The organism is Bradyrhizobium sp. USDA 372 (assembly GCF_053629095.1).
The window spans coordinates 1,931,015-1,955,706 of sequence record NZ_JBRJHR010000001.1; the positions used below are offsets into that span (position 1 = coordinate 1,931,015).

Sequence of the window (24,692 nt, forward strand, 5' to 3'; positions counted from 1 at the left end):
CTCTTGGTCAAGCACGACCAGCGAGACACTGCCTTGTGCAACGCACCGCGCGTCGAATCGACAAGGGTGTCGTCAGCAGCCCTTGTCGGCCATTTCCGCATTCGGCTTGGCGCCTGCGGCGCGCTGAGCCGCCGTCGGCTCGCTCTGCATTTGCCGCTGAGCATCCTCTGACGATGCCGGCGATTCACCGCTGGCACGATTCATCGTGCTGGTCGGCGGATGCTGGCTGGTATCGCTCGCCGAGCCGGACGTGTGCGATTGTGCGGAGCCCACGGTGACCGGACCAGAACCCGCATCCTTGTCAGTGCTGGCACTGCCGGTGTTGCACGGGCCGGCGACCGCAATCCCGGCGCTCAGCGTCAGGATTGCGCAGGCAGCAAGAATGGAACGCTTCGTGTTCATCTGCATCTCCTCTTCTCCCGCCGCGCAGCCCCGGCGACGGCAGGACATCCGGAGAAACAGGCCGAGCAGCCCGATGTTCCCGAGCGTCAGACCGGAATGGTCGCAAACATTGCGCCCGTCATGTCCGTTCCATCGCGGCGTTCACCGGAGCAATCGCACGAGCGCACGACCGGCGCGCGAGTTCAGCTCCTTCGCGTCCAGCGTTCCGTCCTTGTCGGGGTTCGCTGCATTGAAGCGCTGCTCGACCACCGACAAATATTCGTCGAGGGTGAGGGTCCCGTCGCGGTCCGGATCGGCGGCGGCGAGTTCTTTCGCGCTCAACCGTCCACGCAATTCGCGTGCATCGAGCGTGCCGTCGTGATCGGGATCGAGCTTTGCGAACGTGGCGGCGGCGGCCTTCTTCACCTCGGGAAGATCAAGCGTGCCGTCATTGTCGGTGTCGAACATCTTGACCGCATTGGCGGAGGCCGACCAAGCCGGACCGGCGGACAGTGCAATCACAAGTGCAAGGGCAATTGAGCGAGCCGAAATCATCGAGACCTCCCTGACCTAGAGCCCCCGGATCGATGGGGGCAGAGCCGACATAAATCCACAAGCCGACCTCGGTTCAAGTCCCGACCTGCAACTTGCGCGCGCCACAACCTTCGCGTCGCGGAATTTCTCAGCGTCTGCGCACAAGTTCGAGTTGTCTTTGTCAGGTTTCCGTCAGGTGACCGCCAACGATATCGGCAGGCCACGTACGACTTTCGTATTGACGCGTTTTGGTTTCCGACGGAGTGTTGCAGTCGCAGCGTCAAAAGGCGCGCATATTGGGAGGAACGGATGAAACGCTTTGCGATGGCCGCGGGCCTCGTCATGCTTGCGTCAACCTGTGCAAATGCACAAACCACCGAGCAGCTCGTCAAGGGTGCGACCGACACATCGAACGTTCTCAATTACGGGATGGGCTACAATCTGCAGCGCTTCTCGTCGCTGAAGCAGATCAACAAGGACACCGTCAAGAACCTCGTCCCGGTCTGGAACTATTCATTCAACGACGACCGCAGCGAGGAATCGCAGCCGCTGGTGTACCAGGGCGTGATCTACGTGACCTCGCACAACGCGACGATGGCGGTCGATGCCAAGACCGGCAAGCAGATCTGGAGGACCAAGGTCGAGTACCCCGCCGAGACCCCGCGCATCGTCTGCTGCGGCATCATCAACCGCGGCGCCGCGCTCTTCGACGGCAAGGTGTTCCGCACCACGCTCGACGCCCACGTGATCGCGCTCGACGCCAAGAACGGCAAGGAGCTGTGGCGGCAGAAGGCGGCCGACATCAAGGAAGGCTATTCGATGACGGTGGCCCCGCTCGTTGCCGACGGCGTCGTCATCACCGGCATCTCCGGGGCCGAATTCGGCACAAGGGGCTTCATCGACGGCTGGGATCCGGCAACGGGCAAGCACCTCTGGCGGACCCACTCGATCCCCTCGCCGGACGAGCCCGGCGGCGATACCTGGAAGGGCGACACCTGGAAGCTCGGCGGCGGCTCGACCTGGATCACGGGTTCTTATGACGCCGAGCTGAACACGGTGTATTGGGGCATCGGCAATCCCGGCCCGTTCAACTCGGCGGTGCGCCCGGGCGACAATCTCTACACCTGCTCCGTGCTGGCGATGGATCCCAAGACCGGCAAGATCAAGTGGCATTACCAATTCTCGCCGAACAACCCGTTCGACTACGACGCCGTGGCCGAGATGGTGCTCGCCGACGTGAATGTCGAGGGCAAGCCGACCAAGGCGCTGATGAATGCCAACCGCAACGGCTTCTTCTACGTGCTCGACCGCACCAACGGGAAGCTGCTCGCCGCCAATCCTTACGTGAAGGTGAATTGGGCGACCGGCATCGACATGAAGACCGGACGTCCGATCGAGACCGACGTTTCCAAGGACGCGCGCGAGGGCAAGAAGGTCACGGTCTATCCGTCGATCCTCGGCGGCAAGAATTGGGAGCCGATGTCGTTCAATCCGCAGACCGGCCTCGCCTATGCCAACACGCTCAATTTCGGCGGCAAGTACAAGGCGGAGCCCGTCACCTTCAAGCAGGGTGAATGGTATCTCGGCATGGACCTGTCCGATCCCTGGCAGTTCGACGATGGTCCGCGCGGCTACCTCAAGGCCATCGACCCCATGACCGGCAAGGCCAAGTGGGAGGCGCCGAGCGACATTCCGCGCTTCTCGGGCGTGCTGTCGACGGCCGGGGGCGTCGTGTTCTCGGGTCAGCTGACCGGCGAGTTCGAGGCCTTCGACGCCGACACCGGCAAGAAGCTCTGGCAGTTCCAGACCGGGTCCGGCATCGAGGGACAGCCGGTGACCTGGCAACAGGACGGCGTGCAATACGTCGCGGTGACCAGCGGTTATGGCGGCGTCTACTCGTTGTTCTCCGGCGACGAGCGGCTTGCCAACGTGCCGCCCGGCGGCTCGCTGTGGGTCTTTGCGGTCAAGCAGTAACCACGGCACGATGCTGATCGACGTATCACACAAGACGGTGGCGACGATCGCCACCGTCGCGGCGATGACGGTCGCGCTTGCGGCGACCGTCATCGCCGCGGATGACGCAACCGGCAATCCCTTGCAGGCGCAGATCGACCACGGCAAGTCGACCTATGCCGAGAAATGCTCGCACTGCCACGGCCCCAACCTGATGAACTCCGGCACCATCACGCCGGACCTGCGCGCCATCCCAGACGACAAGACGCGCTTCGTCACCACCGTGAAGAACGGCAAGAACAACAAGATGCCGCCCTGGGGCGACATTCTCAGCGACGACGAGATCGGCAACCTCTGGGCCTTCGTCTCCAGCCGGAGAAAGCCATGAGGAGCCGGCGTGTTGCCTGGAGCGTGGCAGCCTTTCTGTCCACGATGGCGTCGGCCGCTCTGGCGGCCGACGATCCCCTGAAGGTCTGTCTCGACGAGGACCGGCCGCCGCTCTCGGTGCATCACCGCGGCAAGCCGGATGCCGGCTTCGACGTGCTGCTGGCGCAGGCGATCGCCGAGCGGCTGGGACGCCCGCTGAAGATCCAGTGGTTCGAGAGCAAGCTCGACGAGGATTCGAGCCCGCCGCTCGAGGCCAACGCGCTGCTCTCGGACGGGCGCTGCTCGCTCGTCGGCGGCTACGCGCTGACGCAGGATTCGCTCGTCGCACCCGGCATGAAGACGGCGCGCTTGCCGGATTTCGCCGGAGCCACGCGCGACGATCGGCGGCGTCGCGTCCCGCTCGGCGTGCTCGCGCCGAGCCAGCCCTACATCTATTCGCCGATGACGGTGGTGCTGGGGCCGAAGGCGCAGCGGCGCAAGGTCGGCGACATCGGCGATCTCGCCGGCCTTCGTCTCGTCATCGAAAGCGGGTCGCTCGGCGACGCGATCCTGATGACCTTCGACAAGGGGCGCCTGATCGACAATATCACCCACCTCGTCCCCGGCCGCGACGATCTCCTCGGCGCCCTCGAGCGCGGCGACCATGACGCGACGCTGATCGATCTTGCCCGCTTCGACGCGCATCGCGCCGCACACCCGGACACGGCGATCACGGCGTCCGGCTACTATTACCCGATCGGCGCCAATCGCGGCTATGTCGGGCTCGCCAGCGACGGCGCGCTGATCGAGGCCGTCAACAAGGCGCTGACGGAGCTCACGGCTTCGGGCAGGATCGCGGAATTCGGCAAGCAGGCCGGCCTCACCTATCTGCCGCCGCGCGAGCCCGCCATCCTCGGCGATGTCTGGACGAAGATCATCCAGCGGTGACGGTAAGGGCTTTCGTGCCCGGCTGCATCCTCAGTTTTGGAGCATGCATAGCTACATCAACACCGTCGTTGCGAGCGCAGCGAAGCAATCCAGAGTCCCTCCACGGAAAGATTCTGGATTGCTTCGCTGCGCTCGCAATGACGGAGTGTGGAGTAGCGGCAGCGTACCTCTTGCGGGAGTCCGACGGCATCGACTCGCCTAGTGGCGGCCCGAACCGTATGATGCTCGCATTTCATTCGCCATCGGTGCCCCGTGAATTCCCCGGCCATCGCCAGCAACCTGCGCGACCTCCTCGCCCGCGAGATCAAGACCCGCGAGCTCTTGCGCGCGCTGATCGTCGTCGGCCCGATCGTCGCCGCCTATTTCATCGCGCGCGAAACGGCGTTGCTCAATCTCGGACTGGTCGCGGTTTCGTTGCTCATTCCGGCGCTGCGGCTGCGTCTGGCGCCAAAAATCGTTGTGTGGCACTACCTAGCCATTCTCGTCACCTTTGCCGCGCTGTTTCTGGCCGCTCCGATCAAGCCGCTCTTCGTAGCGCTGACGGCGCTCGCCGGCTTCCTTGCGGTGGCGGGGACGCGCCATGGCGAGCATTTCCGCACACTCGGCAATTGGGTGTTCATCCCCGCCGTCTATCTCGCCTGCGAGGTGCGGGAAGGTCTCAGTCCGTCCGAGGCGCTACGCCACGCCGGCGTCATCATCGTCTCCTCTCCGGTCGCGCTGGCGCTGGTCTGTGCCATCCAGATCTCTGACCAGCGGCGGCGCGGCGGCACCGGGGCGGCTTCGTTCGGGCCAGCCGCCGCCGAGTGGTTTCTGCCCGCGCTCGCGACCGCCATGGCGGTGTTCGCATCAGCAGCGCTGGTCGAGATCCTCGACCTCGCGCAGGGGCAATGGGTGATGTGGTCGGCTGCAAGCGTCGTCGTCGGCGATCTCGCCGCTTCCACCGACAAGCTGAAGCAGCGCGCGATCGGCGCTTTTCTCGGCGTACCGCTGGGCTTTGTCGCAGGCCTTGCCCTGCCGCAAAGCCGCATCGGCTACGCAGTGGCGGTTCTCGCAGCCACCCTCACGCTGATCTCGTTCTCCCGCTATGTCGTCGGCTTCGGCCTGCGCTGCTTCTTCATCGCGCTGGCGGCGTCCTTTGCCGGCGGCGCCAGCGGGATCGCCGAGGAGCGCATTGTCAACGTGCTGATCGGCGGCACGTTCGGTCTTATCGCAGTAGCCCTGACGGAGATCGTTTGGCCGCGGCTGATACGGAAGGCGCGAGCCTCCGGGTGATCAGCGAATAGGCACCGCGCAAGCCAATCGAATGCGCCAATCTGTCTCGCCTGCGGCGCATGGCAGCGACGGCCTGATGCAGTAGGTTCGGCAAAAATCCGGGAGAGAATCATGTCCGCCAAGCTCGATCGCCGCCACTTCATCGCCGCCGGCACCAGCGCATTCGCTATGCCTTTCGTTTCGCGTAGCGCCTCCGCGCAAGGCAGCTGGCCGGCGCGGCAAATTCGCATGATTTGCAGCTATCCGGCCGGCGGCCAGACCGACCTGCTCGCGCGCGCCTATGGCGAGTTCATCTCCAAGCAGGTCGGCAAGACCGTCGTCATCGAGAACAAGCCCGGCGCCGCCGGCGCGATCGGCACGGCGGAGGTCGCCCGCGCCGAACCCGACGGCCACACCATCCTGTGCTCGATTTCGACCACCTACATCATGAACCGGGTGGTGATGAAGAATCCCGGCTACGACATGGACAAGGATCTGACACTCGTCAGCGTCATTCCGGGCGCGGGCCTGTTGCTGGTCGCGAACCCCAAGACCGGGGTCAAGACGCTGGAGGATTTCGTCGCCTTCGCGCGCAAGAGCGGCAAGGTGAACTTCGGCACCTACAGCGCGGGCTCGGCCCCGCACATGACGATCAACGAGCTCAACAAGCAATACGGCCTCAACATCGAGCCGGTGCACTACCGCGGCGAGGCGCCGATGTGGACGGGAATGCTGGAAGGCACCCTCGATGCCGCGATGGGCAGCTACACGGCCGCGCAGTCGGTGCTGCAAAGCGACCGCGGCACGGTGTTCGCCGTGCATTCGAAGAAGGTCGACGCGATCCCGAACGTCAAGACGCTGCCGGAACAGGGCGCGACGTCGAAATTCTTCACCGTGAGCGGGTTCACCGGCTGGGTTGTGCCCAAGGCGACGCCGCAGCCGGTGGTCGATCGCATCGCCGAGCTCTGCGTCGCCGCCAACAACGATCCGAAGGTGAAGGAGGTTCTCGCGACCTTCGTGCTCGAACCCGCGATCGGATTCAAGGAAACAAACGCGCTGTACCAGCGCGAGCTGCCGATCTGGATCGAGAGCGCGCAGGCGCTCGGCCTCGAGCCGGCCTGAACTTGGAGACATGGCCAGCACGCCGGCTGCTCCCTCCCCGACCGGAGTCCGACCAAAGCCTAGTGTCGGAGGCGCATTTTCCCGCTATGATTGTGCGCCTCTGCGGACAAGGAAGGTCGATCGCATGACACCGGATGCAGTCGCCGTCGCCGTTATGATCATCCTGCTGTTTCCGATGGGCTATTTCACGCTGGCATCGCCCGCTTTCCTGCTGGTGAGGCTCGATATTCAACCCGTCGCTCAGCTGCTGCGCGGAATGTTCAACGCCCATTTTCTGGTGATGCGCGTCGCCGGCGCCATTGGAACGGTGGCGCTGCTGCTCGACGGCCGCCTGCTTGCCGCCTTCGGCGTCGGCATGATCACGGCCCTGGCGATCTGGGGCCGCCCCTGGTTCATGCAACGGTTCGACGACCAGCTCAGCGCGCGGGACGCCGGTGACGCCGAGGCCGCGCGTCGGTTACGCCGGCTGCATTGGAGCGGAATGCTGGGGAACGCGGTGCTGCTGGTCGCGCTCGTGGCCGGCATTCCCTATGTCGCCATGCCGGCCTGACAGGCGCGACACCATGCGAGCGTTCGCGTGGAGCATTCGCTTGAGAACGTCTAATGCTCGCCCGAGCTCGCCGCGGCCTGCTGGGCCTTGTGGATCGAGGACGGCACCACGCCGAAGTATTTTCGGAACACCCGGCTGAAATGCGATGAGCTGGAGAACCCCCAGGAGAAGGCGACGTCGGTGATGGTCTTGCCGGCGTGGGCCTCGAGCTCCTGGCGGCAGTTCTGCAGCCGCGCCTGCCAGATGTAGTCGCTCACCGTGGTGCCGCGCTCGGAGAACAGCATGTGCAGATAGCGCTTGGAGCAACCGAGCTCGGCCGAGATCTGGTCGATGCACAAATCCGGGTCGCGCAAGTGTTCGCGGATGAAGAACTGCGCGCGCACATACATCGCTTCGGGCCCGACACGATCGAACATCGTGTCGGCCTCGCGCAGCGGCAGCAGCAACAGGTCGATCAGCGAATCGGCGACGCCGACCGCGCTGTTGGCCGACAGCTTTGCCGCCTCGTCGAAGGCGGCATGGACGAAATCGTGAGCGATCCGCCCGGTCCCCGTCTTCGCGGTCAATTTGCAGGCCGGCATTCGCTGCGACGGGAATCCGCGGTCGCGCAGCAGCGCCTTCGGCACGATCACCACGTCATGACGGGTAAAGGCGGGACTGATGATCGAATGCGGACAGGAGACGTCATAGGCGATGATATCGCCGGGGTTGATCTCGATGTGCCGGCCTTCTTGTTCGAAATAAGACACGCCGTAGGTCTGGAAGTGGATTTTTATGTACGGGTGTTCATTGGCCTTGGCGCGCGCCAGCGTGTGCGCGATGCGATGCTGACTGACCTCGATCTGGCAGAGCTTCAGGCGCGAGACCGTGGTGTAATCGATGCGACCTTCGAGCGAGGACGCCTCCAGCGGATCGACGTCGAAATGCCCGCACAGGCTCGTGAGCCCGTCGATCCAGCTCTGGATCTGCCGCTTCGGCGTCATTCCGGTCGTCGAGAGCGTGTGAATGGTGTCGGACATTAATCCAGCCACTGATTTGATCCGGAGATTCGGCGCGAATCGCAACCAGCGCTGCCGGAGCCCTCAGCCGTGATTGCGTGACGTTTACCTCGCATTTGAGCGGTCTCTTGCAACGAGCGCCATCGTTCCATTGCCACTCTTGAAACTTAATCCTCCGCCTTAGTTGCAGCGCCGTCAAGGGGAACCTGAGCGCGGAGGCGGTCTCAAGGACGCACCGAAGCCGCTGAATTCGCTACTGCAAAATCAAAATCTTCACCTCCGTGCGCTGTCGAGCAAACCGCCTTCTCTCTTGGGCAAGTTTCCCGATGGCGAAGCCGTTAGGGATTGCGGCAGGAACAACAAGAACGGGCCGCTCCTGCACGTGGACCCGTGGCTCTCATCAGGAGGAGGAAACAGCACAGCATCGTTTCTGGTCCCAACGTGACCGCCCTGCACGAGCAGACGCCGGACGAGAAGCCCGGTGATTGAGCAATGCTTCGGAAACAATAAACGAGACCAACGGAGGAATAACCTATGCGCAAGGTGCTACTGGCGACCTATCTCGGCTCCGCGGCGGCTCTCGCCGTCGGCAGCGCCTCAGCCAATGACGAGCTGATCAAGATGTCGCAGAATCCCAAGGACTGGGTGATGCCGGCGGGCGACTATGCGAACACCCGCTATTCCAAGCTGAACCAGATCAACGCTCAGAACGTCGGCAAGCTTCAGGTCGCCTGGACGTTCTCGACCGGCGTGCTGCGCGGCCATGAAGGCGGCCCGCTGATCATCGGCAACGTCATGTACGTCCACACGCCATTCCCGAACAAGGTCTACGCCATTGACCTTTCCAACGAGAACAAGATCATCTGGAAGTACGAGCCGAAGCAGGATCCCAACGTCATCCCCGTGATGTGCTGCGACACCGTCAACCGCGGCCTGTCCTACGGCGACGGCAAGATCATCCTGCATCAGGCCGACACCAACCTCGTCGCACTCGACGCCAAGACCGGCCAGGTGGCCTGGTCGGCGACCAACGGCAATCCTGCGAAGGGCGAGACCGGCACGTCGGCCGCGCTGGTCGTCAAGGACAAGGTCCTGGTCGGCATCTCCGGCGGCGAGTTCGGCGTGCAGTGCCACGTCACCGCATACGACCTCAAGAGTGGCAAGCAGGTCTGGCGCGCCTATTCCGAAGGCCCGGATGACCAGATCAAGTTCGATCCGGCCAAGACCACCGCGCTCGGCAAGCCGGTCGGAGCCGACTCCAGCCTGAAGACCTGGCAGGGCGATCAGTGGAAGATCGGCGGCGGCTGCACCTGGGGCTGGATCTCCTACGATCCCGCTTTGAACATGGTCTATTACGGCTCGGGCAATCCCTCGACCTGGAATCCGAAGCAGCGTCCGGGCGACAACAAATGGTCGATGACCATCTTCGCGCGCGATGCGGACTCCGGCATGGCCAAGTGGGTCTACCAGATGACGCCCCACGACGAGTGGGACTATGACGGCGTCAACGAGATGATCCTCACGGATCAGCAGATCAACGGCCAGCCGCGCAAGCTCCTGACCCATTTCGACCGCAACGGCCTCGCCTACACGATGGATCGCGAGAACGGCGAGCTGCTGGTCGCCGAAAAATACGATCCGAAGGTGAACTGGACCTCCGGCGTCGACATGGACAAGAACTCGCCGACCTACGGCCGGCCGAAGGTGCTCGACGCGGCCTCGACCGACAAGGCCGGCGAGGACGTCAACGTGAAGGGCATCTGCCCGGCCGCGCTCGGTACCAAGGACGAGCAGCCGGCAGCCTACTCGCCGGACACGCAGCTGTTCTACGTTCCGACCAACCACGTCTGCATGGACTACGAGCCGTTCAAGGTGAGCTACACCGCGGGCCAGCCCTATGTGGGTGCGACGCTCTCGATGTATCCGCCGCAGGGTGAAAGCCACATGGGCAACTTCATCGCCTGGGACGGCAAGACCGGCAAGATCGTCTGGTCGAACAAGGAGCAGTTCTCGGTCTGGTCGGGTGCGCTGGCAACCGCCGGCGGCGTGGTGTTCTACGGTACGCTCGAAGGCTACCTGAAGGCAGTTGATGCCAAGTCCGGCAAGGAGCTCTACAAGTTCAAGACTCCCTCCGGCATCATCGGCAACGTCACCACCTATGAGAACAACGGCAAGCAGTACGTTGCCGTGCTCTCCGGCGTGGGTGGCTGGGCCGGCATCGGTCTGGCGGCAGGCCTGACCGATCCGACCGCAGGCCTCGGTGCCGTCGGCGGCTACGCGGCCCTCAGCAACTACACGGCGCTCGGCGGTACGCTGACCGTGTTCTCGCTGCCGAACTAAATCCGTCAGCATCGCTCCGGCGCGTGGATCGCTCCACGCGCCGGCTCGTCTCCACCGAATGCCGGCCGAGGGAAAAACTCTTGCGTAAAATCTGCTTTGTCATTGCTGCGACGATCTTGGTTGCGTCCGGAGGAATTGCGGTCGCGGACGGTCCGGGCGATCCGGCTGCCGTGAAGAAGGAAGACGACGGAAAGTGGCTCGATAAGGAGGGCAATCCCACCTACAAGATTTCGGCCGACGGCACCGTGGACTGGTTCACCTATTCCGGATACCGCCGCTATCACTCGGACTGTCACGTGTGCCACGGCCCCGACGGCATGGGATCGACCTACGCGCCGGCGCTGAAGGATTCCGTCAAGTCGATGAGCTACGGCGACTTCCTCGGCGTGGTCGCCTCTGGCCGCAAGAACATCTCGACCGCGCAGGAGAACGTCATGCCGGCGTTCGGCGACAACCCGAACGTCGCCTGCTACATGGACGACCTCTATGTCTATCTCCGCGCGCGCTCCACCGAAGCCTGGGGCCGGCAGCGTCCTTCGAAAAAGGAGGAGAAGACGGAGGCCTACACCAAGGCTGAAGACGCCTGCATGGGCAAGAAATGAACGTTACGAAGGCTGCCAAGACTACTTCTTGGCGTCTGATGCGAATTTGAGGAGCTACCGATGAAGACACGTGCCGCCGTTGCTTTCGAAGCCAAGAAGCCGCTCGAGATCGTCGAGGTCGATCTGGAAGGCCCGAAGGCCGGCGAAGTCCTGGTCGAGATCAAGGCGACGGGCATCTGCCATACCGACGCCTACACGCTCGACGGCTTCGACAGCGAGGGAATCTTCCCGTCGATCCTGGGACATGAGGGGGCCGGCATCATCCGCGAGATCGGCCCGGGCGTGACCTCGGTGAAACCGGGCGATCACGTCATCCCGCTCTACACGCCGGAATGCCGGCAGTGCAAAAGCTGCCTCAGCCAGAAGACCAATCTCTGCACCGCGATCCGCGCGACGCAGGGCAAGGGCGTGATGCCCGACGGCACCAGCCGCTTCTCCTACAAGGGCAAGCCGATCTACCACTATATGGGCTGCTCGACCTTCTCGAACTTCACCGTGCTGCCCGAGATCGCCGTTGCCAAGATCCGCGAGGACGCGCCGTTCGACAAGAGCTGCTACATCGGTTGCGGCGTCACCACCGGCGTCGGCGCCGTCGTCAATACCGCCAAGGTCACGCCGGGCTCCAACGTGGTCGTGTTCGGCCTCGGCGGCATCGGCCTCAACGTCATCCAGGGCGCCAAGATGGCCGGCGCCGACAAGATCATCGGCGTCGACATCAACGATTCCAAGGAGGAATGGGGTCGCAGGTTCGGCATGACCGACTTCGTCAACCCGAAGAAGATCACCGGCGACATCGTTCAGCACCTCGTCGGCCTCACCGACGGCGGCGCCGACTACACTTTCGACTGCACCGGCAACACCACCGTGATGCGCCAGGCGCTGGAAGCCTGCCATCGCGGCTGGGGCACCTCGATCATCATCGGCGTCGCCGAAGCCGGCAAGGAGATCGCCACCCGCCCGTTCCAGCTCGTCACCGGCCGCAACTGGCGCGGCACGGCCTTCGGCGGCGCCCGCGGGCGCACCGACGTGCCGAAGATCGTCGACTGGTACATGAACGGAAAGATCCAGATCGATCCGATGATCACCCACGTGCTCAAGCTCGAGGAGATCAACAAGGGCTTTGACCTCATGCACGAGGGCAAATCCATCCGTTCAGTCGTCGTGTTCTAGCTCGAAAACGTCACACCAAGGAGGATCGACCATGACTGTTGCACTCCATCCCTCGATCGACAACGGCATCAAGCAAGGCAGCGGCAGCTTCGCCGGCGGCACGCTGGTCTGCAAATGCAGCGACCACCCGGTGAAGGTCAGCGTCAAGGGCGACGTCGCCCACAACCATGCCTGCGGCTGCACCAAGTGCTGGAAGCCGCAGGGCGCGACCTTCTCCGTCGTCGCCGTGGTGCCGCGCCAGAACGTCACCGTGCTCGAGAACGGCGACAAGCTCCAGATCGTCGATCCCTCGGCGGTGATCCAGCGCTACGCCTGCAGGGCCTGCGGCACGCACATGTACGGCCGGATCGAGAACAAGAACCATCCGTTCTACGGCCTCGATTTCATCCATCCCGAACTGTTCCAGGAGCAGGGCTCGCAGGCGCCGCAATTCGCCGCCTTCGTCTCCTCCGTGATCGAATCGGGCGTGAAGCCCGAGCAGATGGCCGGCATCCGTTCGCGGCTGAAGGAGATCGGCCTCGAGCCCTATGACTGCCTGTCGCCGGCCCTGATGGATGCGATCGCGACCCATGTGGCGAAGGCCAAGGCCGCCTGAGAGGGCTGCCCGAGCTGGCCAGCCGCCAGACCTCGGCCACACCATCTGCGGCTCGCTGGCGCCCGTCGCCGCCAGCGAGCCGCACCGGACCCGCGGCGCAATGCCGCCGCTTCTGCACCACGCGTGAGTAAGGGCCATCGGCTCCTCAGTCCTGGTCTCTGAATGACTGCGCAGGACCGTCCACTTCCTGCTTGAAGTTCGCGGTGTCCTGCGTTCTCCCTCCCTCGACTGAGGCCTACTGCTTCGTCCGTTCGGTCTTGCTGGCGGACGAAGCTTTTTTGGTTGCGCCCATTCGATGAGCAGGCGGCGGGATGACGCGCCCTGCTTTTGACAAACCGTCGATGCAATCTTTTCCCGGTGAAAACACCCGGCTGTGAACGCCGGGTCGGAGCGATCTCTGCTAGGGTCGCGCCGTCACGATGCCGCGCGAAGACAATCAATCAAGAAGAAAACGGGAGGTATCGAGCACATCCAGACATCGCCATCCGCGTTCCTGCCTCCCTCCGGGATTTGCCCGCGCGGGACCACGGCGGGACGTGGCGAGACGACGCACGAACCGTCGCCGACCGGCGGCGGAATTTTGAATTTGGCATGCTTATGAAGAGCGAGGCACGATCATGATCAAGGTGAAGATCAACGGCCAGGAACAGAGCTGGGACGGCGACCCGGATCTCCCGCTACTCTGGTTCCTGCGTGACGAGGCCGGACTGACCGGCACCAAATACGGCTGCGGCCAGGCGCTGTGCGGCGCCTGCACGGTCATCGTCGACAAGCAAGCGGTGCGCGCCTGCATCACGTCCGTCAACGATGTCGCCGGACGCGAGGTCACCACGATCGAGGGTCTGCATCCGAATGGCGATCACCCGGTGCAGAAGGCGTGGCGCCAGCTCAACGTGCCCCAATGCGGCTTCTGCCAGGCCGGCCAGATCATGCAGGCTGCGGCCCTCCTGATGGATAACCCGAAACCCTCGCACGACCAGATCCGCGAAGGGATGGCCGGCAACATCTGCCGCTGCGGCTGTTACCAGCGCATCGAGAACGCCGTCCATCTCGCATCGACGGGGGTGTGACATGAACTTCATCGACAATCCCGGCAAGCTGCGCGGCTTCGAAAAGCACATCAAGGTCGAGAAGGTCACGCGCCGAAGCATCCTGAAGGGGCTCGGCGTCACCGGCGGCTTCGTGCTCGCCGCCCCCGTGATGTCGCGCCAGGCGCTCGCTTATGAGACCGGCGCCGGCAAGATGCCGCATGGCGTCGTGGTCGATCCGCGCGTTTTCGTTTCGGTAGGCCCGGATGGCATCGTCACCATCGTCGGGCACCGTTCGGAAATGGGCACCGGCGTGCGCACCAGCCTGCCGCTGATCGTGGCCGAGGAGATGGAAGCCGACTGGTCCAGGGTCAAGGTGCAGCAGGCCCATGGCGACGAGGTCAAATTCGGCAACCAGGACACCGACGGCTCGCGCAGCACGCGGCATTATCTGATTCCGATGCGCCAGATCGGCGCCTCCGCCCGCACCATGCTGGAGCAGGCCGCAGCCAAGCGCTGGGGCGTGCCGGCGACCGAGGTCAAGGCGGTCAACCACGAGGTCGTGCACAGCGCCAGCGGGCGCAAGCTCGGCTTCGGCGAGCTCGCTGCCGACGCCGCAAAGGAATCGGTGCCGAGCATCGAGGGCCTCAAGCTGAAGGACCCCAAGAACTTCCGCTATCTCGGCAAAGGCCAGATCGGCATCGTCGATCTCCATGACATCACCACCGGCAAGGCGCGCTATGGAGCCGACGTGCGGCTGCCGGGCATGAAATATGCCGTGATCGCCCGCCCGCCGGTGACCGGCGGCAAGCTGGTCAAGTTCGAGCCGGAAGAGGCCTTGAAGATCCCCGGCGTCGAGAAGGTGATGCAGGTTCGCGGCTGGCCATGGCCGTCGAAGTTCCAGCCGCTCGGGGGCGTCGCGGTGATCGCGCGCAACACCGGCGCGGCGATCAAGGGCCGCGACGCCTTGAAGCTGGTCTGGGACGACGGCCCCAACGGCAAATACGACTCGGTCGCCTACCGCAAGGAGCTCGAAGAAGCCTCGCGCAAACCCGGCCTCGTGCTGCGCAAGGAGGGCGATGCGGACGCTGCCTTGAAGAGCGCCGACAAGGTGATCGTCGGCGAGTACTACCTCCCGCATCTCGCCCATGTCTCCATGGAGCCGCCGGTGGCGGTCGCGGACGTCAAGGGCGACAAGGCGGAGATCTGGGCGCCGGTGCAAAGCCCCGGCGGCACCCGCGAGGACGTCGCCAAGACGCTCGACATTCCCGAGGCCAACGTCACCGTCAACGTGACCCTGCTCGGCGGCGGGTTCGGACGCAAGTCGAAATGCGACTTTGCGCTCGAAGCCGCGCTGCTCTCGAAAGAGCTCGGCGCGCCGGTGAAGGTGCAGTGGACGCGGGAGGACGACATCCACAACGGCTTCCTGCACACCGTCTCGGTCGAACGGATCGAGGCCGGCCTCGACAAGAGCGGCAAGGTGATCGCCTGGCGCCATCGCAGCGTGGCTCCCAGCATCGCCTCGACCTTTGCCGCCGGCACGGTGCATCAGGCGCCGTTCGAGATCGGCATGGGCCTGGTCGATATGCCGTTCGAGATCGCGAACATCTCTTGTGAGAACCCGGAAGCCGCGGCGTTCACCCGCATCGGCTGGTTCCGCTCGGTCTCGAACATCCCGCGCGCCTTCGCCGTCCAGTCGATGGTTGGCGAGATCGCGCAGGCAACAGGGCGCGACCAGAAGGACATGCTGCTCGAGCTGATCGGCTCGCCTCGCATCGTCAAGCCCAACGTGAAGGACCTCTGGAATTACGGCGAACCCCAGGACAGCTACCCGATCGATACCGCGCGCCTGCGCAAGGTGGTCGAACTGGTCGCCGAGAAGGGTGAATGGGGCCGAAAGGTGCCGAAGGGCCACGGTCTCGGCATCGCCGTGCACCGCAGCTTCGTCAGCTACATCGCGACCATCGTCGAGGTGGCCGTCGACGACAAGGGCAAGCTGACGGTGCCGCGGGTCGACACAGCGATCGATTGCGGCACCTACGTCAACCCCGAGCGCATCGCTTCGCAGATCGAGGGCGCGGCGATCATGGGGCTGAGCCTTGCCAAATACGGCGAGATCACCTTCAAGGACGGCAAGGTGCAGCAGAAGAATTTTGACGACTTCCAGGTCGTCAGGATGGACGACTCGCCTGTGGTGACCAACGTCTACATCGTGCCGCCCGGACCCGACACGCCGCCGAGCGGCGTCGGCGAGCCCGGCGTTCCCCCGTTCGCGCCGGCCCTGATCAACGCCATCTTCGCGGCGACGGGAAAACGCATCCGCTCGCTTCCGATCGGCAAGCAATTGGAGGCGTAAGCCGCGGAACAGAAGCGGCCTCGCGCCGTTTGCATCGATCTGACAGGAGCAGATCGATGACCAACATCTCAAAGGCGCTCGCAGTCTCGCTGTCGGGCGCCTTTCTTTTGACTGCCGCGGGCGCATTCGCTCAGAGCAGCACGACGCCGCCGACCACGGCCACGCGGCCCACCGGGCCCGACCAGAATTCGCTGCCCAACGCCAACGCCCCGCCCGCCTCCACTACCCAGACCACCGGGCAGCACAACCCCGATCCCAAGATTCGCGAGATGAACCAGAAGGAAAAGGACAAGGTCGAGCGCGAGGGAAAGTAGTGGTTTAGCGCCTGCGCATTGATGCGCCCTCTCCGGTTTTGTCCACCGAAGCCTTGGCGAAGGCGGATGTGGGAGAGGGCAGCGACGCTGGTCGATGCGCACTCACTTGGGTGAGGGGTCTGCCTCTGCGCGTCAATCTCCCGATGAAGGCGCGCGGATAGAACCCCTCATCCGGCGCTTCGCGCCACCTTCTCCCACAGGGGGAGAAGGAAGAACCACACAAAATGCGGCGGACGTTGCCGTCCGCCGCATTCGCCACCCCCCTGCTGCTCCGCTTCTGTCGATCCGCCCGCGGAGCTATTTCTTCAGCGCGAAGACCCAGATGACGCCGCCCTGCGGCACGTTGGCTTCGATGCCGATGTTGTTGGTCACGAGCGCATCCTGGATGCGCTGCGCGTCGACGCCCCATCCCGACTGGATCGCGATGTATTGCGTGCCGTCGATCTCGTAGGACACCGGCATGCCGACGATGCCGGAGTTGGTCTTCTGCTCCCACAACAGTTCGCCCGTCTTGGCGTGGAAGGCGCGGAAATAGCGGTCGTTGGTCCCTCCGACGAAGACGAGATCGCCCGCGGTCGCCGTGACCGATCCGAACAGTTGCGACTTTGGGAAGTTGTGCTGCCAGACCTTCTTGCCGGTTGCGGGATCCCAGGCCTGGAGCTCGCCAAAATGATCCGCACCCGGCTTCGTCTTCAGGCCGATATCTTCCGGCTTGGTGCCGAGCCAGAGCTCGCCCGGCTTGAGCGGTACTTTCTCGCCGGTAAAGCCGCCGCAGAAATTCTCGTTGGCGGGCACGTAGACGAGGCCGGTCTTCTGGCTGTAAGCCGCCGATGGCCAGTCCTTGCCGCCCCACAGCGACGGGCAGAACTCCACGCGCTTGCCCATGACCGGCTTGTGCGCGGGGTCGACGATCGGCTTGCCGGTCTCGGGTTCGATGCCCTTCCAGACGTCGGTGAAGACGAACGGCCAGCCGGCGACGTAATTGATCTTGGTCGGCGTGCGCTCGAGCACCCAGAAGATCGCGTCGCGTCCCGGATGGACCAGGCTCTTGATGTTGCGGCCATCGCGTTGCAGGTCGATCAGCATCGGTGCTTCGACCTCGTCCCAATCCCAGGAATCGTTCTGGTGATACTGGTGATAGGTCTTGATCTTCCCGGTGTTGGGATCGAGCGCGAGCACTGATGACGTGTAGAGATTGTCGCCGGGATGCGAGTCGCCCGGCCACGGCGCGGCGTTGCCGACACCCCAATAGATCGTCTTGGTCTCTTTGTCGTAATTGCCTGTCATCCAGGCCGACCCACCGCCGTTCTTCCAGTCGTCGCCTTGCCAGGTGTCGTGACCGGGCTCGCCTTCACCGGGGATGGTATAGGTCCGCCACAGCTCCTTGCCGTCCTTGGCATCATAAGCCACGATATAGCCACGCACGCCGAACTCGCCGCCGGAGCCGCCGACGATGACCTTACCGTCAACGATCAATGGCATCAGGGTCAGGTACTGGCCCTTCCTGTAGTCCTGCACCTTCGTGTCCCACAGCACCTTGCCGGTTTTGGCATCGAGCGCGACCACGTGGTCGTCCGTGGTGGCGAGGTAGAGCTTGTCCTCCCAGAGGCCGACGCCGCGGTTGGTCGGATGCAGCTGGAACAGATCGTCAGGAAGCTGCCGCTTGTAGCGCCAGTATTCGTCGCCGGTCTTCGCATTCAGCGCGATCACCTGCCCCATCGGGGTCGTCACGAACATCGCGCCATTGTTGACGATCGGCGGTGCCTGATGGCCTTCGACCACGCCGGTGGCGAAGGTCCAGACCGGTGTGAGGTTCTTCACGTTGGAGGTATTGATCTGGTCGAGCGGGCTAAAGCCCTGCCCGTCATAGGTGCGCCGGTAGAGCATCCAATTGCCTGGCTCCGGATTTTCGAGCCGCTGCGAAGTGACGGGCGAATAATTCTCGATCGGGCCAGCCAGCGCGGCGGTCGAAACGAGGCAGGTGAAGGCGACGAAGCCGGACAGGTAGAATTGCTTCCTGGTTATGGAGAGTTTCATGGACGTTCCCCTTTTTCATCCGCTTGAATTCTTGTTGTGAATTCTTGTGTTTCGTCCCGTCGTCCGCCGCGTCGGCGGAGGCGGCCGTTCGTGACGCGGGCCCAGCCCGCAACCGTCCATCATCCTGGCTGTGTGCCACCTACCTTTCCCATGAAATTGCCGGCGACGCTGAGCGAACCGTCAGCCAGCGCCAGCGGCAGCGCTGCAAGCCGCCGCGGTGCCGGCCCGAACACGACCTGCGCGCCCGCGCGGGGATCGAATTCGGAGTTGTGGCACATGCACTTGAACACCTCCTTGTCGCCGACATCGCTCTTCACCCAGGCAGTGACGGGACAGCCCGCATGCGAGCAGATCGCCGAATAGGCGATGATGCCGTCGACGGCCCGCGCGCGGGTCTTCTCGTCGAGGTCGGCGGGATCAAGCTTGATGATCAGGATCTCGTTGAGCCGTGAGGCGCTGCGCACCACCGCTGAGGTGGGGTCCTTCGGCCAGGCATGGACCGGCGGTCCGCCGGCCTTGAGATCGGCCGCGGTGATGAGCTTTCCCTCCTGGTCACCTTCGGAGAAGACGAGCAGGTCGCCTTTCTGCGGCCGCTCATCCGAGCCGGGCGGATCCTCACCTGCGCGGGCCTGGGTGGAACAGCCGAGGCACGCTGTCGTCGCGAGCGCACCGAGCAGCATGGATCGCCGCGTCTGCTCGGCACCCGCATCGACGTCGGGTTCCGCAGCACTCTCTGAGGATTGTGAATTAGTATCGACCGATGCGCGAGCCATGCCCGTTAGCAGGCACTGGAACTCTGCCGAAAACAAGGCGAAGACTTGGCGCCGCAGTGCATCAATGTGGCTTTGCTCGCGTTGATTGAGCAAGACTAAATGCGTTCCAGCGCGTTTTCGCGAATTCTACATCGCATTGCGCGAACGGCATGATGATTTTGCAGATCAGATCGATGCTGCGGGAATTGGTGCGGCGCGCCATCACGCAACGCGAGCTGCACCTTTCTCAGGCAGGCATTTTGTATTCACGACCTGAGCACGTGACGCGGCGAAGCGATGCGGCCCGCAAGTGTTGCCGACGCCATTTCAAAACTGTCGGCGATACGACGCGCCTTGTCGATGAACAGCGCAGCCGCCGCCGGCGGGCAGACCTCGCGCGCGGTCTGCTCGAACAGCTCGAGCCAGCGATCGAAATGGCCTCCGGCCAGGCTCAGCGGCAGGTGTGCCCGCATCGGCGAGCCATGATAGCGGCCACTCATCAACACGACTGACGACCAGAAATCCCTGAGCTTGGCGAGATGCTCGTCCCAGTTCTGCACGACGGCGAAGACGGGCCCGAGCAGCGTGTCCTCACGCACGCGTCCGTAGAAGCGGGTGACGAGTTCTGCGATCATCTCCTCGGTGATCCCGGTGCGCTCGATCGCATCCTGGGTCAACAGGTTCCGCCGCGCGGCCGCAGCTTCCCGCTCGGCCTTCAGTCGATCCGACATGTCCTTTGTTATCCGTTCCGTTGTTCCCGCAGGCTGCCCGTTCGACATTGTCGGGCCAATTGCGCGCGGCGTCTTTGTCGCAGCGCAAATTGCGGGGATCTGGCGGCGGACGCTAGGTGCCCGCCGCCAATGCCTTCATCAGGCGGTATAGGTGTAAAAGCCCTGCCCGGTCTTGCGGCCGAGATGGCCGGCATCGACCATCTCCTTCAGCAGCGGGGCTGGCCGATATTTAGGATCGTTGAAGCCCTTGTAAAAGACCTCCATCACCGAAAGCATGGTGTCGAGCCCGACGAGATCGGCAAGTGCGAGCGGCCCGATCGGATGGTTGCAGCCGAGCTTCATGCCGGCGTCGATTTCCTCCGCCGTCGCGATGCCCTCCTGCAGCGCGAAGATCGCCTCGTTGATCATCGGACACAGGATGCGGTTGACGGCGAAGCCCGGGCTGTTTTTGGCCGTGATCGCCACCTTGCCGACGCGCTTGGCGAAATCCAGCGCCTTCGCATGAGTGTCGTCCGAGGTCTGCAGCCCACGGATGAGTTCGAGCAGCGCCATCACCGGCACCGGGTTGAAGAAGTGCATGCCGATGAAGCGGTCGGGACGGTCGGTCGCCGCCGCGAGCTTCGTGATCGAGATCGAAGAGGTGTTGGTTGCGACCAGCGTGCGCGGCGACAGCGTGGCGCAGAGATCCTTCAGGATCTTGACCTTGAGCTCCTCGTTCTCGGTAGCGGCCTCGATGACGAGGTCGCAATCCGACAGCTTCGCCCGGTCGGTGGTGCCGGTGATGCGCTTGAGCGTCGCCTCGCGGTCGGCCGCCGACATCTTCTCTTTCTTGACCAGCCGCTCGAGGCTTCCGCCGACGGTCGACAGGCCGCGGCTCACCGCCGCGTCGGAAATATCGACCATCACGACCGACAGGCCCGCGGCGGCGCAGACCTGCGCGATGCCGTTCCCCATGGTCCCTGCCCCGATGATGCCAACGGTCTGGATCATTGCGTCACATCCTTCATCCTTGCGGGCGAGCCAGTTGCAGCCCGGCCCCATTGTTCCTGCATCAGGGTCTAGCACCGCCGTTCGGCTGGCGCGACCCGATCCTGTTCCTTAGCGCATCCGAGGCCGGAATAAAGCCGCCCGCGGGGGCGGCCAGTTGCCTCGATTGTGGGTCCCGGGCCGCGTTTTCCGGTCATCCTGAGCCTTGCTCCAACGGCTCCGGTGGGCTGCCCACCCTTGGGGCCTTGATTATGGCAGCGGCAGCAGCGAGAACGGCGGCGCGGGGCTGCCGCGGAACAGGAGCTTGGCCCGAGACGGATGAACGATTTCGCACGATCCATCGGTGCCGCCTTTGCGCTGATCGGCGAGGCCGACACCGAGCTATTGGGCATCGTCGCCTTGTCCGTAAGGGTCAGCCTGACCGCCAGCATCCTCGCACTTCTGATCGGCGCCCCCTTTGGAGCCCTGCTTGCGATCACCCGCTTCCGGAGCCGCCAGGTCATCGTCATTCTGACCAATGCGCTGCTCGGCCTTCCACCGGTCGTGGTCGGGCTCGCCCTCTATCTCCTGCTGTCGCGGTCCGGCCCGTTCGGGGCGGCGGGCTTGCTGTTCACGCCAGCCGCCATGGTGATCGCGCAGACGCTGCTGGCGACGCCCATCGTGGTGGCGCTGGTGCACCGGCCGGCAAGCCTGTTGTGGGCGGAGTATGGCGACCTGGCGCGGATCGACGGACTGTCCGCGCTGCGCAGCATGGCCCTGCTGTTCGCGCTCGGCCGGACCTCGCTGCTGACGGCCTTTCTCGCCGCGTTCGGGCGCGCCATCGCGGAAGTCGGCGCCATCATCATCGTCGGCGGCAATATCCGCGGCTTCACCCGCACGATGACGACGGCGATCGCACTGGAAACCAGCAAAGGCGACCTGCCGCTCGCGCTCGGGCTCGGGCTGATCCTGCTCGCACTCAGCGTCGCGGTGTCGACCATAGCCTTCGTCCTAGTGGGGCGCGTTGGGGAAAAATAGCTGCTCGCCGCCGACCTTGTACCCGGCGATCGCTTCCTGCCCTTGCGGCGAAATCAGCCAGTCGATGAAGGCCTGTCCCTCCCTCGCCTTCACGTTCGGATGCTTTTCAGGATTCACCAGCATGACGCCGTACTGGTTGAAGAGCCGCTTGTCCCCCTCGGTCAGGATGGCGAGTTCGCCGCGGTTTTTGAACGACAGCCAGGTGCCGCGGTCCGACAGGAGGTAGGCGTTCCACGACGAGGCCATGTTCAGCGCCGGGCCCATGCCCTGGCCGATCTCCCGATACCAAGTGTCCTTGCCGGCACTGAGGTCGACGCCCGCCTCCTTCCATAGCCTCAGCTCGGCCGCATGCGTGCCGGACTTGTCGCCGCGCGAGATGAACGGCGCTTTCGCGGTCGCAATCCTGCGCAGCGCCTCGACCACGTCCTTGCTGCCCGAGATCTGCGCTGGATCGCTCTTGGGGCCGACGATGACGAAGTCGTTGTACATGACGTCGAAGCGCTTCACGCCCTGCCCTTCGGACATGAACTTGTCCTCGGCGGGCCTGTCGTGGACGAACACCACGTCGGCATCGCCGCGCCGCCCGATATCCAGAGCCTGGCCGGTGCCGACGGCGACGACCTTCACGCCGATGCCTTCGGCCTTCGCGAACAGCGGCAGCAGATGGCCGAACAGCCCCGACTGTTCCGTCGAGGTGGTCGACGCCACGGTGATGGTGCGATCCTGTGCGGATGCGATGGTGGACCAGAGCAGAACCGCTCCGATGGTGGCAAGCTTCCTCATGCGCCGTCCCCGACCAGACAATGACGGTTCTGAATAGCGGCTCGCGACGACGACGGGAACCCCGACTTGGACCGCAACGAGAGCAAAGGCTGCCGCGCCTCGGCAGGAACGCGGTCAGCGCATACGAGTTGACCGGGATGCAAGGCACGGAGAATCCGATGAAGAAGATCATCCTGGCATCCGCATGCATGATGGCGCTGGCGACAGGTGGCGCTTTGGCGCAGACACAACCCGCACCCGGCGCATCCGGTCAGGGCGATGTCGGCCCCTCATCGCGAGGCCCGGCAACCAAGGGAATGACGACAGGACGTTCATCGAACATGCAGAACGAGGCCAGCGACGGCAAGGGCGCGCAGTCGCCTTCGGCCGGCGGCAGCGACCCCAACAACATGAGCAGCCAGGCCGGCGGCAGTGCGGGTACCGGCGGCACCGGCTCCGGCAAGTGACCTGAGGATCCAATATCTCTGGGGATGCGAGTCAATTGAAGCAATCGCGAACGGCACTCCACTCTGCGGAGCGGCATTCGCCCCGCAGAGTGGATGCGCGGATGTTCTGCAATTGGTCCTGCCTACGTTGACACGGGTGTGACGGCCGGGGCAGGTTTTCACATTGCTGACGAATCAGCGATTGCCTCACGCCGAGCACCTCTTGGACAACTCCCAGTGCTTTCGAGACTGATATCGTTGCTGCGCCGCATTCCAGCGGTGAACTGGGCGTTTTCCCGACTCCGGCCTGTGCCGCACAGCGGCAACCTCGACGTCGCGCCGACTGCAGAGGCTTCATCTGCCATCGCCGAAGGCGTTGCCGGCACGGCTCCAGCGTCCATCGCCGAGATCAGCGCTGATCCCATGCGCGACGAGGCTGATCTCGCCGCCACCGCTCCGGTCGCGGAGAACGATGCGGCTGTGTCGGTCGTCGCGGCGATTCCGTCCGACGATATCTGCATCGGCGACTCATCTTCAGAGTTGGCAACGGCAATCGAGGCGCCTGCGGCGCCGCCAGCGAACGAAGAGGCGTTGGCTGCATCGGCCGGTGCGGAGAACGAGCCAGTTGCAGCCTCCGATCTCGCCGTCGTGGACGATGATGCATCGCCTGCTGGAATCTCTGCTGAGATCGACTCTGCCACCGCAGAAGAGATTGTGGCTTCATCAGCAGACGTCGCGACCGCTTCGGCCGATCTCCCTGCCCTCATCATCGAGGCTGCCCCCTCGCCCGACGTATCCCTCGATCTCGTACCCGATGCCGCCGAAGCAATCCCGGTCGACGTCGAGAACGTGGCGGCTGTTGTCTCTGAAGCCAGCGCCGAGATCGATCCGGCGCCCGTTGTCGCAATCGCGCCGACGCCCGCAAATGATGTTCCGCTCGCCACGGCCATTGCGGCGGTAGCCAACGAGTCATCCAGCGACGTCGCGGAAGCCGAACCAGCTCCGGCTCTCACGTCTCCTTCGCCAGAGATCCGCAGCGCACCGAAAGTTCGCGCGCGAGCCGTAGAGCCCGCCGACCGCGCCGCGCTGATCCGGCAGCGCTGGGCCGAGAGCGGAATCAGGATGTGGAATCCGCAGCTTCACGGCACCGGCGAGGCCGCGCTGAACATCCAGGGAAGCGTCGGGCTGCTGCCGCCGGCGGCCGGCGAGACAATGCCGCGCTACGACAAGCTGGAATTCAGGATGCTCGGCGGACAGATCGTCTGTGAGGGCGTCATCGTCGAGGCCCCCGTGCAGGCGGGCCATCGGAGCTTCACGCGGCTCGCCGAGCCGCGGAGCATCGAGCGGATCCGCGAAGCGGCGCGCGAGCGCCAGGCCGTTCTCGCCTGATCCTTTCGTCTGCGACCACCACGAGAATGTGCTAGGCTGATGTCCCGACATGGGAGATCCCAG

24 protein-coding genes are annotated in these 24,692 nt (G+C 64.2%); 16 read left to right on the forward strand and 8 right to left on the reverse strand.

Translation table 11 applies throughout. The annotated features are described in order from the left end of the window. Positions 1–72: 72 nt before the first annotated feature. Both AB7M16_RS09435 and AB7M16_RS09440 read right to left on the reverse strand, forming a co-directional pair. Positions 73–402, reverse strand: coding sequence for a hypothetical protein (locus tag AB7M16_RS09435; protein WP_246570752.1), 330 nt, complete (start codon positions 400–402; stop codon positions 73–75). Positions 403–543: 141 nt separating this feature from the next. Next, positions 544–936 carry an EF-hand domain-containing protein gene (locus AB7M16_RS09440; protein WP_172785576.1) on the reverse strand — a complete coding sequence of 131 codons (393 nt, stop codon included), beginning with the start codon at positions 934–936 and terminating at the stop codon, positions 544–546. A gap of 288 nt (positions 937–1,224) precedes the next feature. Between AB7M16_RS09440 and AB7M16_RS09445 the strand changes: the two genes are divergently transcribed. The 6 genes from AB7M16_RS09445 to AB7M16_RS09470 all read left to right on the forward strand — a co-directional run bounded on the left by AB7M16_RS09445 (position 1,225) and on the right by AB7M16_RS09470 (position 7,105). After that, entirely contained in the window at positions 1,225–2,889 is a 1,665-nt protein-coding gene (locus AB7M16_RS09445) for a methanol/ethanol family PQQ-dependent dehydrogenase (protein ID WP_453943732.1), read from the forward strand. Positions 2,890–2,899: 10 nt separating this feature from the next. Beyond that, complete coding sequence (locus AB7M16_RS09450) at positions 2,900–3,256, forward strand: c-type cytochrome (protein ID WP_453943733.1); 357 nt, start codon at positions 2,900–2,902, stop codon at positions 3,254–3,256. After that, entirely contained in the window at positions 3,253–4,182 is a 930-nt protein-coding gene (locus AB7M16_RS09455; protein ID WP_212255268.1) for a substrate-binding periplasmic protein, read from the forward strand. Before AB7M16_RS09450 ends, AB7M16_RS09455 begins: the two co-directional genes overlap by 4 nt. Positions 4,183–4,434: 252 nt before the next feature. Further along, positions 4,435–5,454, forward strand: a complete 1,020-nt coding sequence (locus tag AB7M16_RS09460; protein WP_453943734.1) for an FUSC family protein — start codon at positions 4,435–4,437, stop codon at positions 5,452–5,454. Positions 5,455–5,565: 111 nt separating this feature from the next. Then, positions 5,566–6,555, forward strand: coding sequence for a Bug family tripartite tricarboxylate transporter substrate binding protein (locus AB7M16_RS09465; RefSeq protein ID WP_453943735.1), 990 nt, complete (start codon positions 5,566–5,568; stop codon positions 6,553–6,555). A 124-nt stretch (positions 6,556–6,679) separates the two neighbouring features. Beyond that, on the forward strand, positions 6,680–7,105 hold the full coding sequence (locus AB7M16_RS09470; RefSeq protein ID WP_212255262.1) for a hypothetical protein: 426 nt from the start codon (positions 6,680–6,682) through the stop codon (positions 7,103–7,105). Positions 7,106–7,155: 50 nt separating this feature from the next. On the opposite strand, the gene AB7M16_RS09475 is transcribed toward AB7M16_RS09470, so the two are convergent. Next, positions 7,156–8,124, reverse strand: a complete 969-nt coding sequence (locus tag AB7M16_RS09475) for a helix-turn-helix domain-containing protein (protein ID WP_453943736.1) — start codon at positions 8,122–8,124, stop codon at positions 7,156–7,158. A gap of 513 nt (positions 8,125–8,637) precedes the next feature. Between AB7M16_RS09475 and xoxF5 the strand changes: the two genes are divergently transcribed. From xoxF5 to AB7M16_RS09510, 7 genes are all read left to right on the forward strand, one after another. Then, complete coding sequence (gene xoxF5, locus AB7M16_RS09480; RefSeq protein WP_212255260.1) at positions 8,638–10,443, forward strand: lanthanide-dependent methanol dehydrogenase XoxF5; 1,806 nt, start codon at positions 8,638–8,640, stop codon at positions 10,441–10,443. Positions 10,444–10,523: 80 nt separating this feature from the next. Then, entirely contained in the window at positions 10,524–11,045 is a 522-nt protein-coding gene (locus AB7M16_RS09485) for a c-type cytochrome, methanol metabolism-related (protein WP_172785585.1), read from the forward strand. A gap of 60 nt (positions 11,046–11,105) precedes the next feature. After that, complete coding sequence (locus tag AB7M16_RS09490) at positions 11,106–12,215, forward strand: S-(hydroxymethyl)glutathione dehydrogenase/class III alcohol dehydrogenase (RefSeq protein WP_027574628.1); 1,110 nt, start codon at positions 11,106–11,108, stop codon at positions 12,213–12,215. A 31-nt stretch (positions 12,216–12,246) separates the two neighbouring features. Further along, positions 12,247–12,810: an S-(hydroxymethyl)glutathione synthase gene (gene gfa / locus AB7M16_RS09495; protein WP_212255259.1), complete on the forward strand. Its 564-nt coding sequence runs from the start codon at positions 12,247–12,249 to the stop codon at positions 12,808–12,810. Between the two features lie 617 nt (positions 12,811–13,427). After that, positions 13,428–13,880: a (2Fe-2S)-binding protein gene (locus tag AB7M16_RS09500; RefSeq protein WP_025037743.1), complete on the forward strand. Its 453-nt coding sequence runs from the start codon at positions 13,428–13,430 to the stop codon at positions 13,878–13,880. A 1-nt stretch (position 13,881) separates the two neighbouring features. Continuing rightward, complete coding sequence (locus AB7M16_RS09505) at positions 13,882–16,194, forward strand: molybdopterin cofactor-binding domain-containing protein (protein ID WP_453943737.1); 2,313 nt, start codon at positions 13,882–13,884, stop codon at positions 16,192–16,194. Positions 16,195–16,250: 56 nt separating this feature from the next. After that, positions 16,251–16,508: a hypothetical protein gene (locus tag AB7M16_RS09510; protein ID WP_172785588.1), complete on the forward strand. Its 258-nt coding sequence runs from the start codon at positions 16,251–16,253 to the stop codon at positions 16,506–16,508. 297 nt (positions 16,509–16,805) lie between these two features. Here the strand turns inward: AB7M16_RS09510 and AB7M16_RS09515 are convergent, their stop codons facing one another. The 4 genes from AB7M16_RS09515 to AB7M16_RS09530 form a co-directional block, all read right to left on the reverse strand. Further along, positions 16,806–18,545, reverse strand: a complete 1,740-nt coding sequence (locus AB7M16_RS09515) for a methanol/ethanol family PQQ-dependent dehydrogenase (RefSeq protein WP_453943738.1) — start codon at positions 18,543–18,545, stop codon at positions 16,806–16,808. A 119-nt stretch (positions 18,546–18,664) separates the two neighbouring features. Next, positions 18,665–19,318 carry a QcrA and Rieske domain-containing protein gene (locus tag AB7M16_RS09520; protein ID WP_172785589.1) on the reverse strand — a complete coding sequence of 218 codons (654 nt, stop codon included), beginning with the start codon at positions 19,316–19,318 and terminating at the stop codon, positions 18,665–18,667. A gap of 245 nt (positions 19,319–19,563) precedes the next feature. Continuing rightward, entirely contained in the window at positions 19,564–20,028 is a 465-nt protein-coding gene (locus AB7M16_RS09525) for a group III truncated hemoglobin (RefSeq protein ID WP_172785590.1), read from the reverse strand. Between the two features lie 138 nt (positions 20,029–20,166). Beyond that, positions 20,167–21,018, reverse strand: a complete 852-nt coding sequence (locus AB7M16_RS09530) for a 3-hydroxybutyryl-CoA dehydrogenase (protein ID WP_212255255.1) — start codon at positions 21,016–21,018, stop codon at positions 20,167–20,169. A 315-nt stretch (positions 21,019–21,333) separates the two neighbouring features. Between AB7M16_RS09530 and AB7M16_RS09535 the strand changes: the two genes are divergently transcribed. Then, on the forward strand, positions 21,334–22,032 hold the full coding sequence (locus AB7M16_RS09535; RefSeq protein WP_453943739.1) for an ABC transporter permease: 699 nt from the start codon (positions 21,334–21,336) through the stop codon (positions 22,030–22,032). Here AB7M16_RS09535 and AB7M16_RS09540 read toward each other — a convergent pair. Then, positions 22,006–22,815, reverse strand: coding sequence for a substrate-binding domain-containing protein (locus AB7M16_RS09540; protein WP_453943740.1), 810 nt, complete (start codon positions 22,813–22,815; stop codon positions 22,006–22,008). The genes AB7M16_RS09535 and AB7M16_RS09540 overlap by 27 nt on opposite strands. Before the next feature lie 158 nt (positions 22,816–22,973). Between AB7M16_RS09540 and AB7M16_RS09545 the strand changes: the two genes are divergently transcribed. Continuing rightward, complete coding sequence (locus AB7M16_RS09545; protein ID WP_453943741.1) at positions 22,974–23,261, forward strand: hypothetical protein; 288 nt, start codon at positions 22,974–22,976, stop codon at positions 23,259–23,261. Positions 23,262–23,498: 237 nt separating this feature from the next. Next, a complete protein-coding gene (locus AB7M16_RS09550; RefSeq protein WP_453943742.1) occupies positions 23,499–24,629 on the forward strand; it encodes a hypothetical protein in 1,131 nt (376 codons plus the stop codon). The last annotated feature ends 63 nt before the right edge of the window (positions 24,630–24,692 follow it).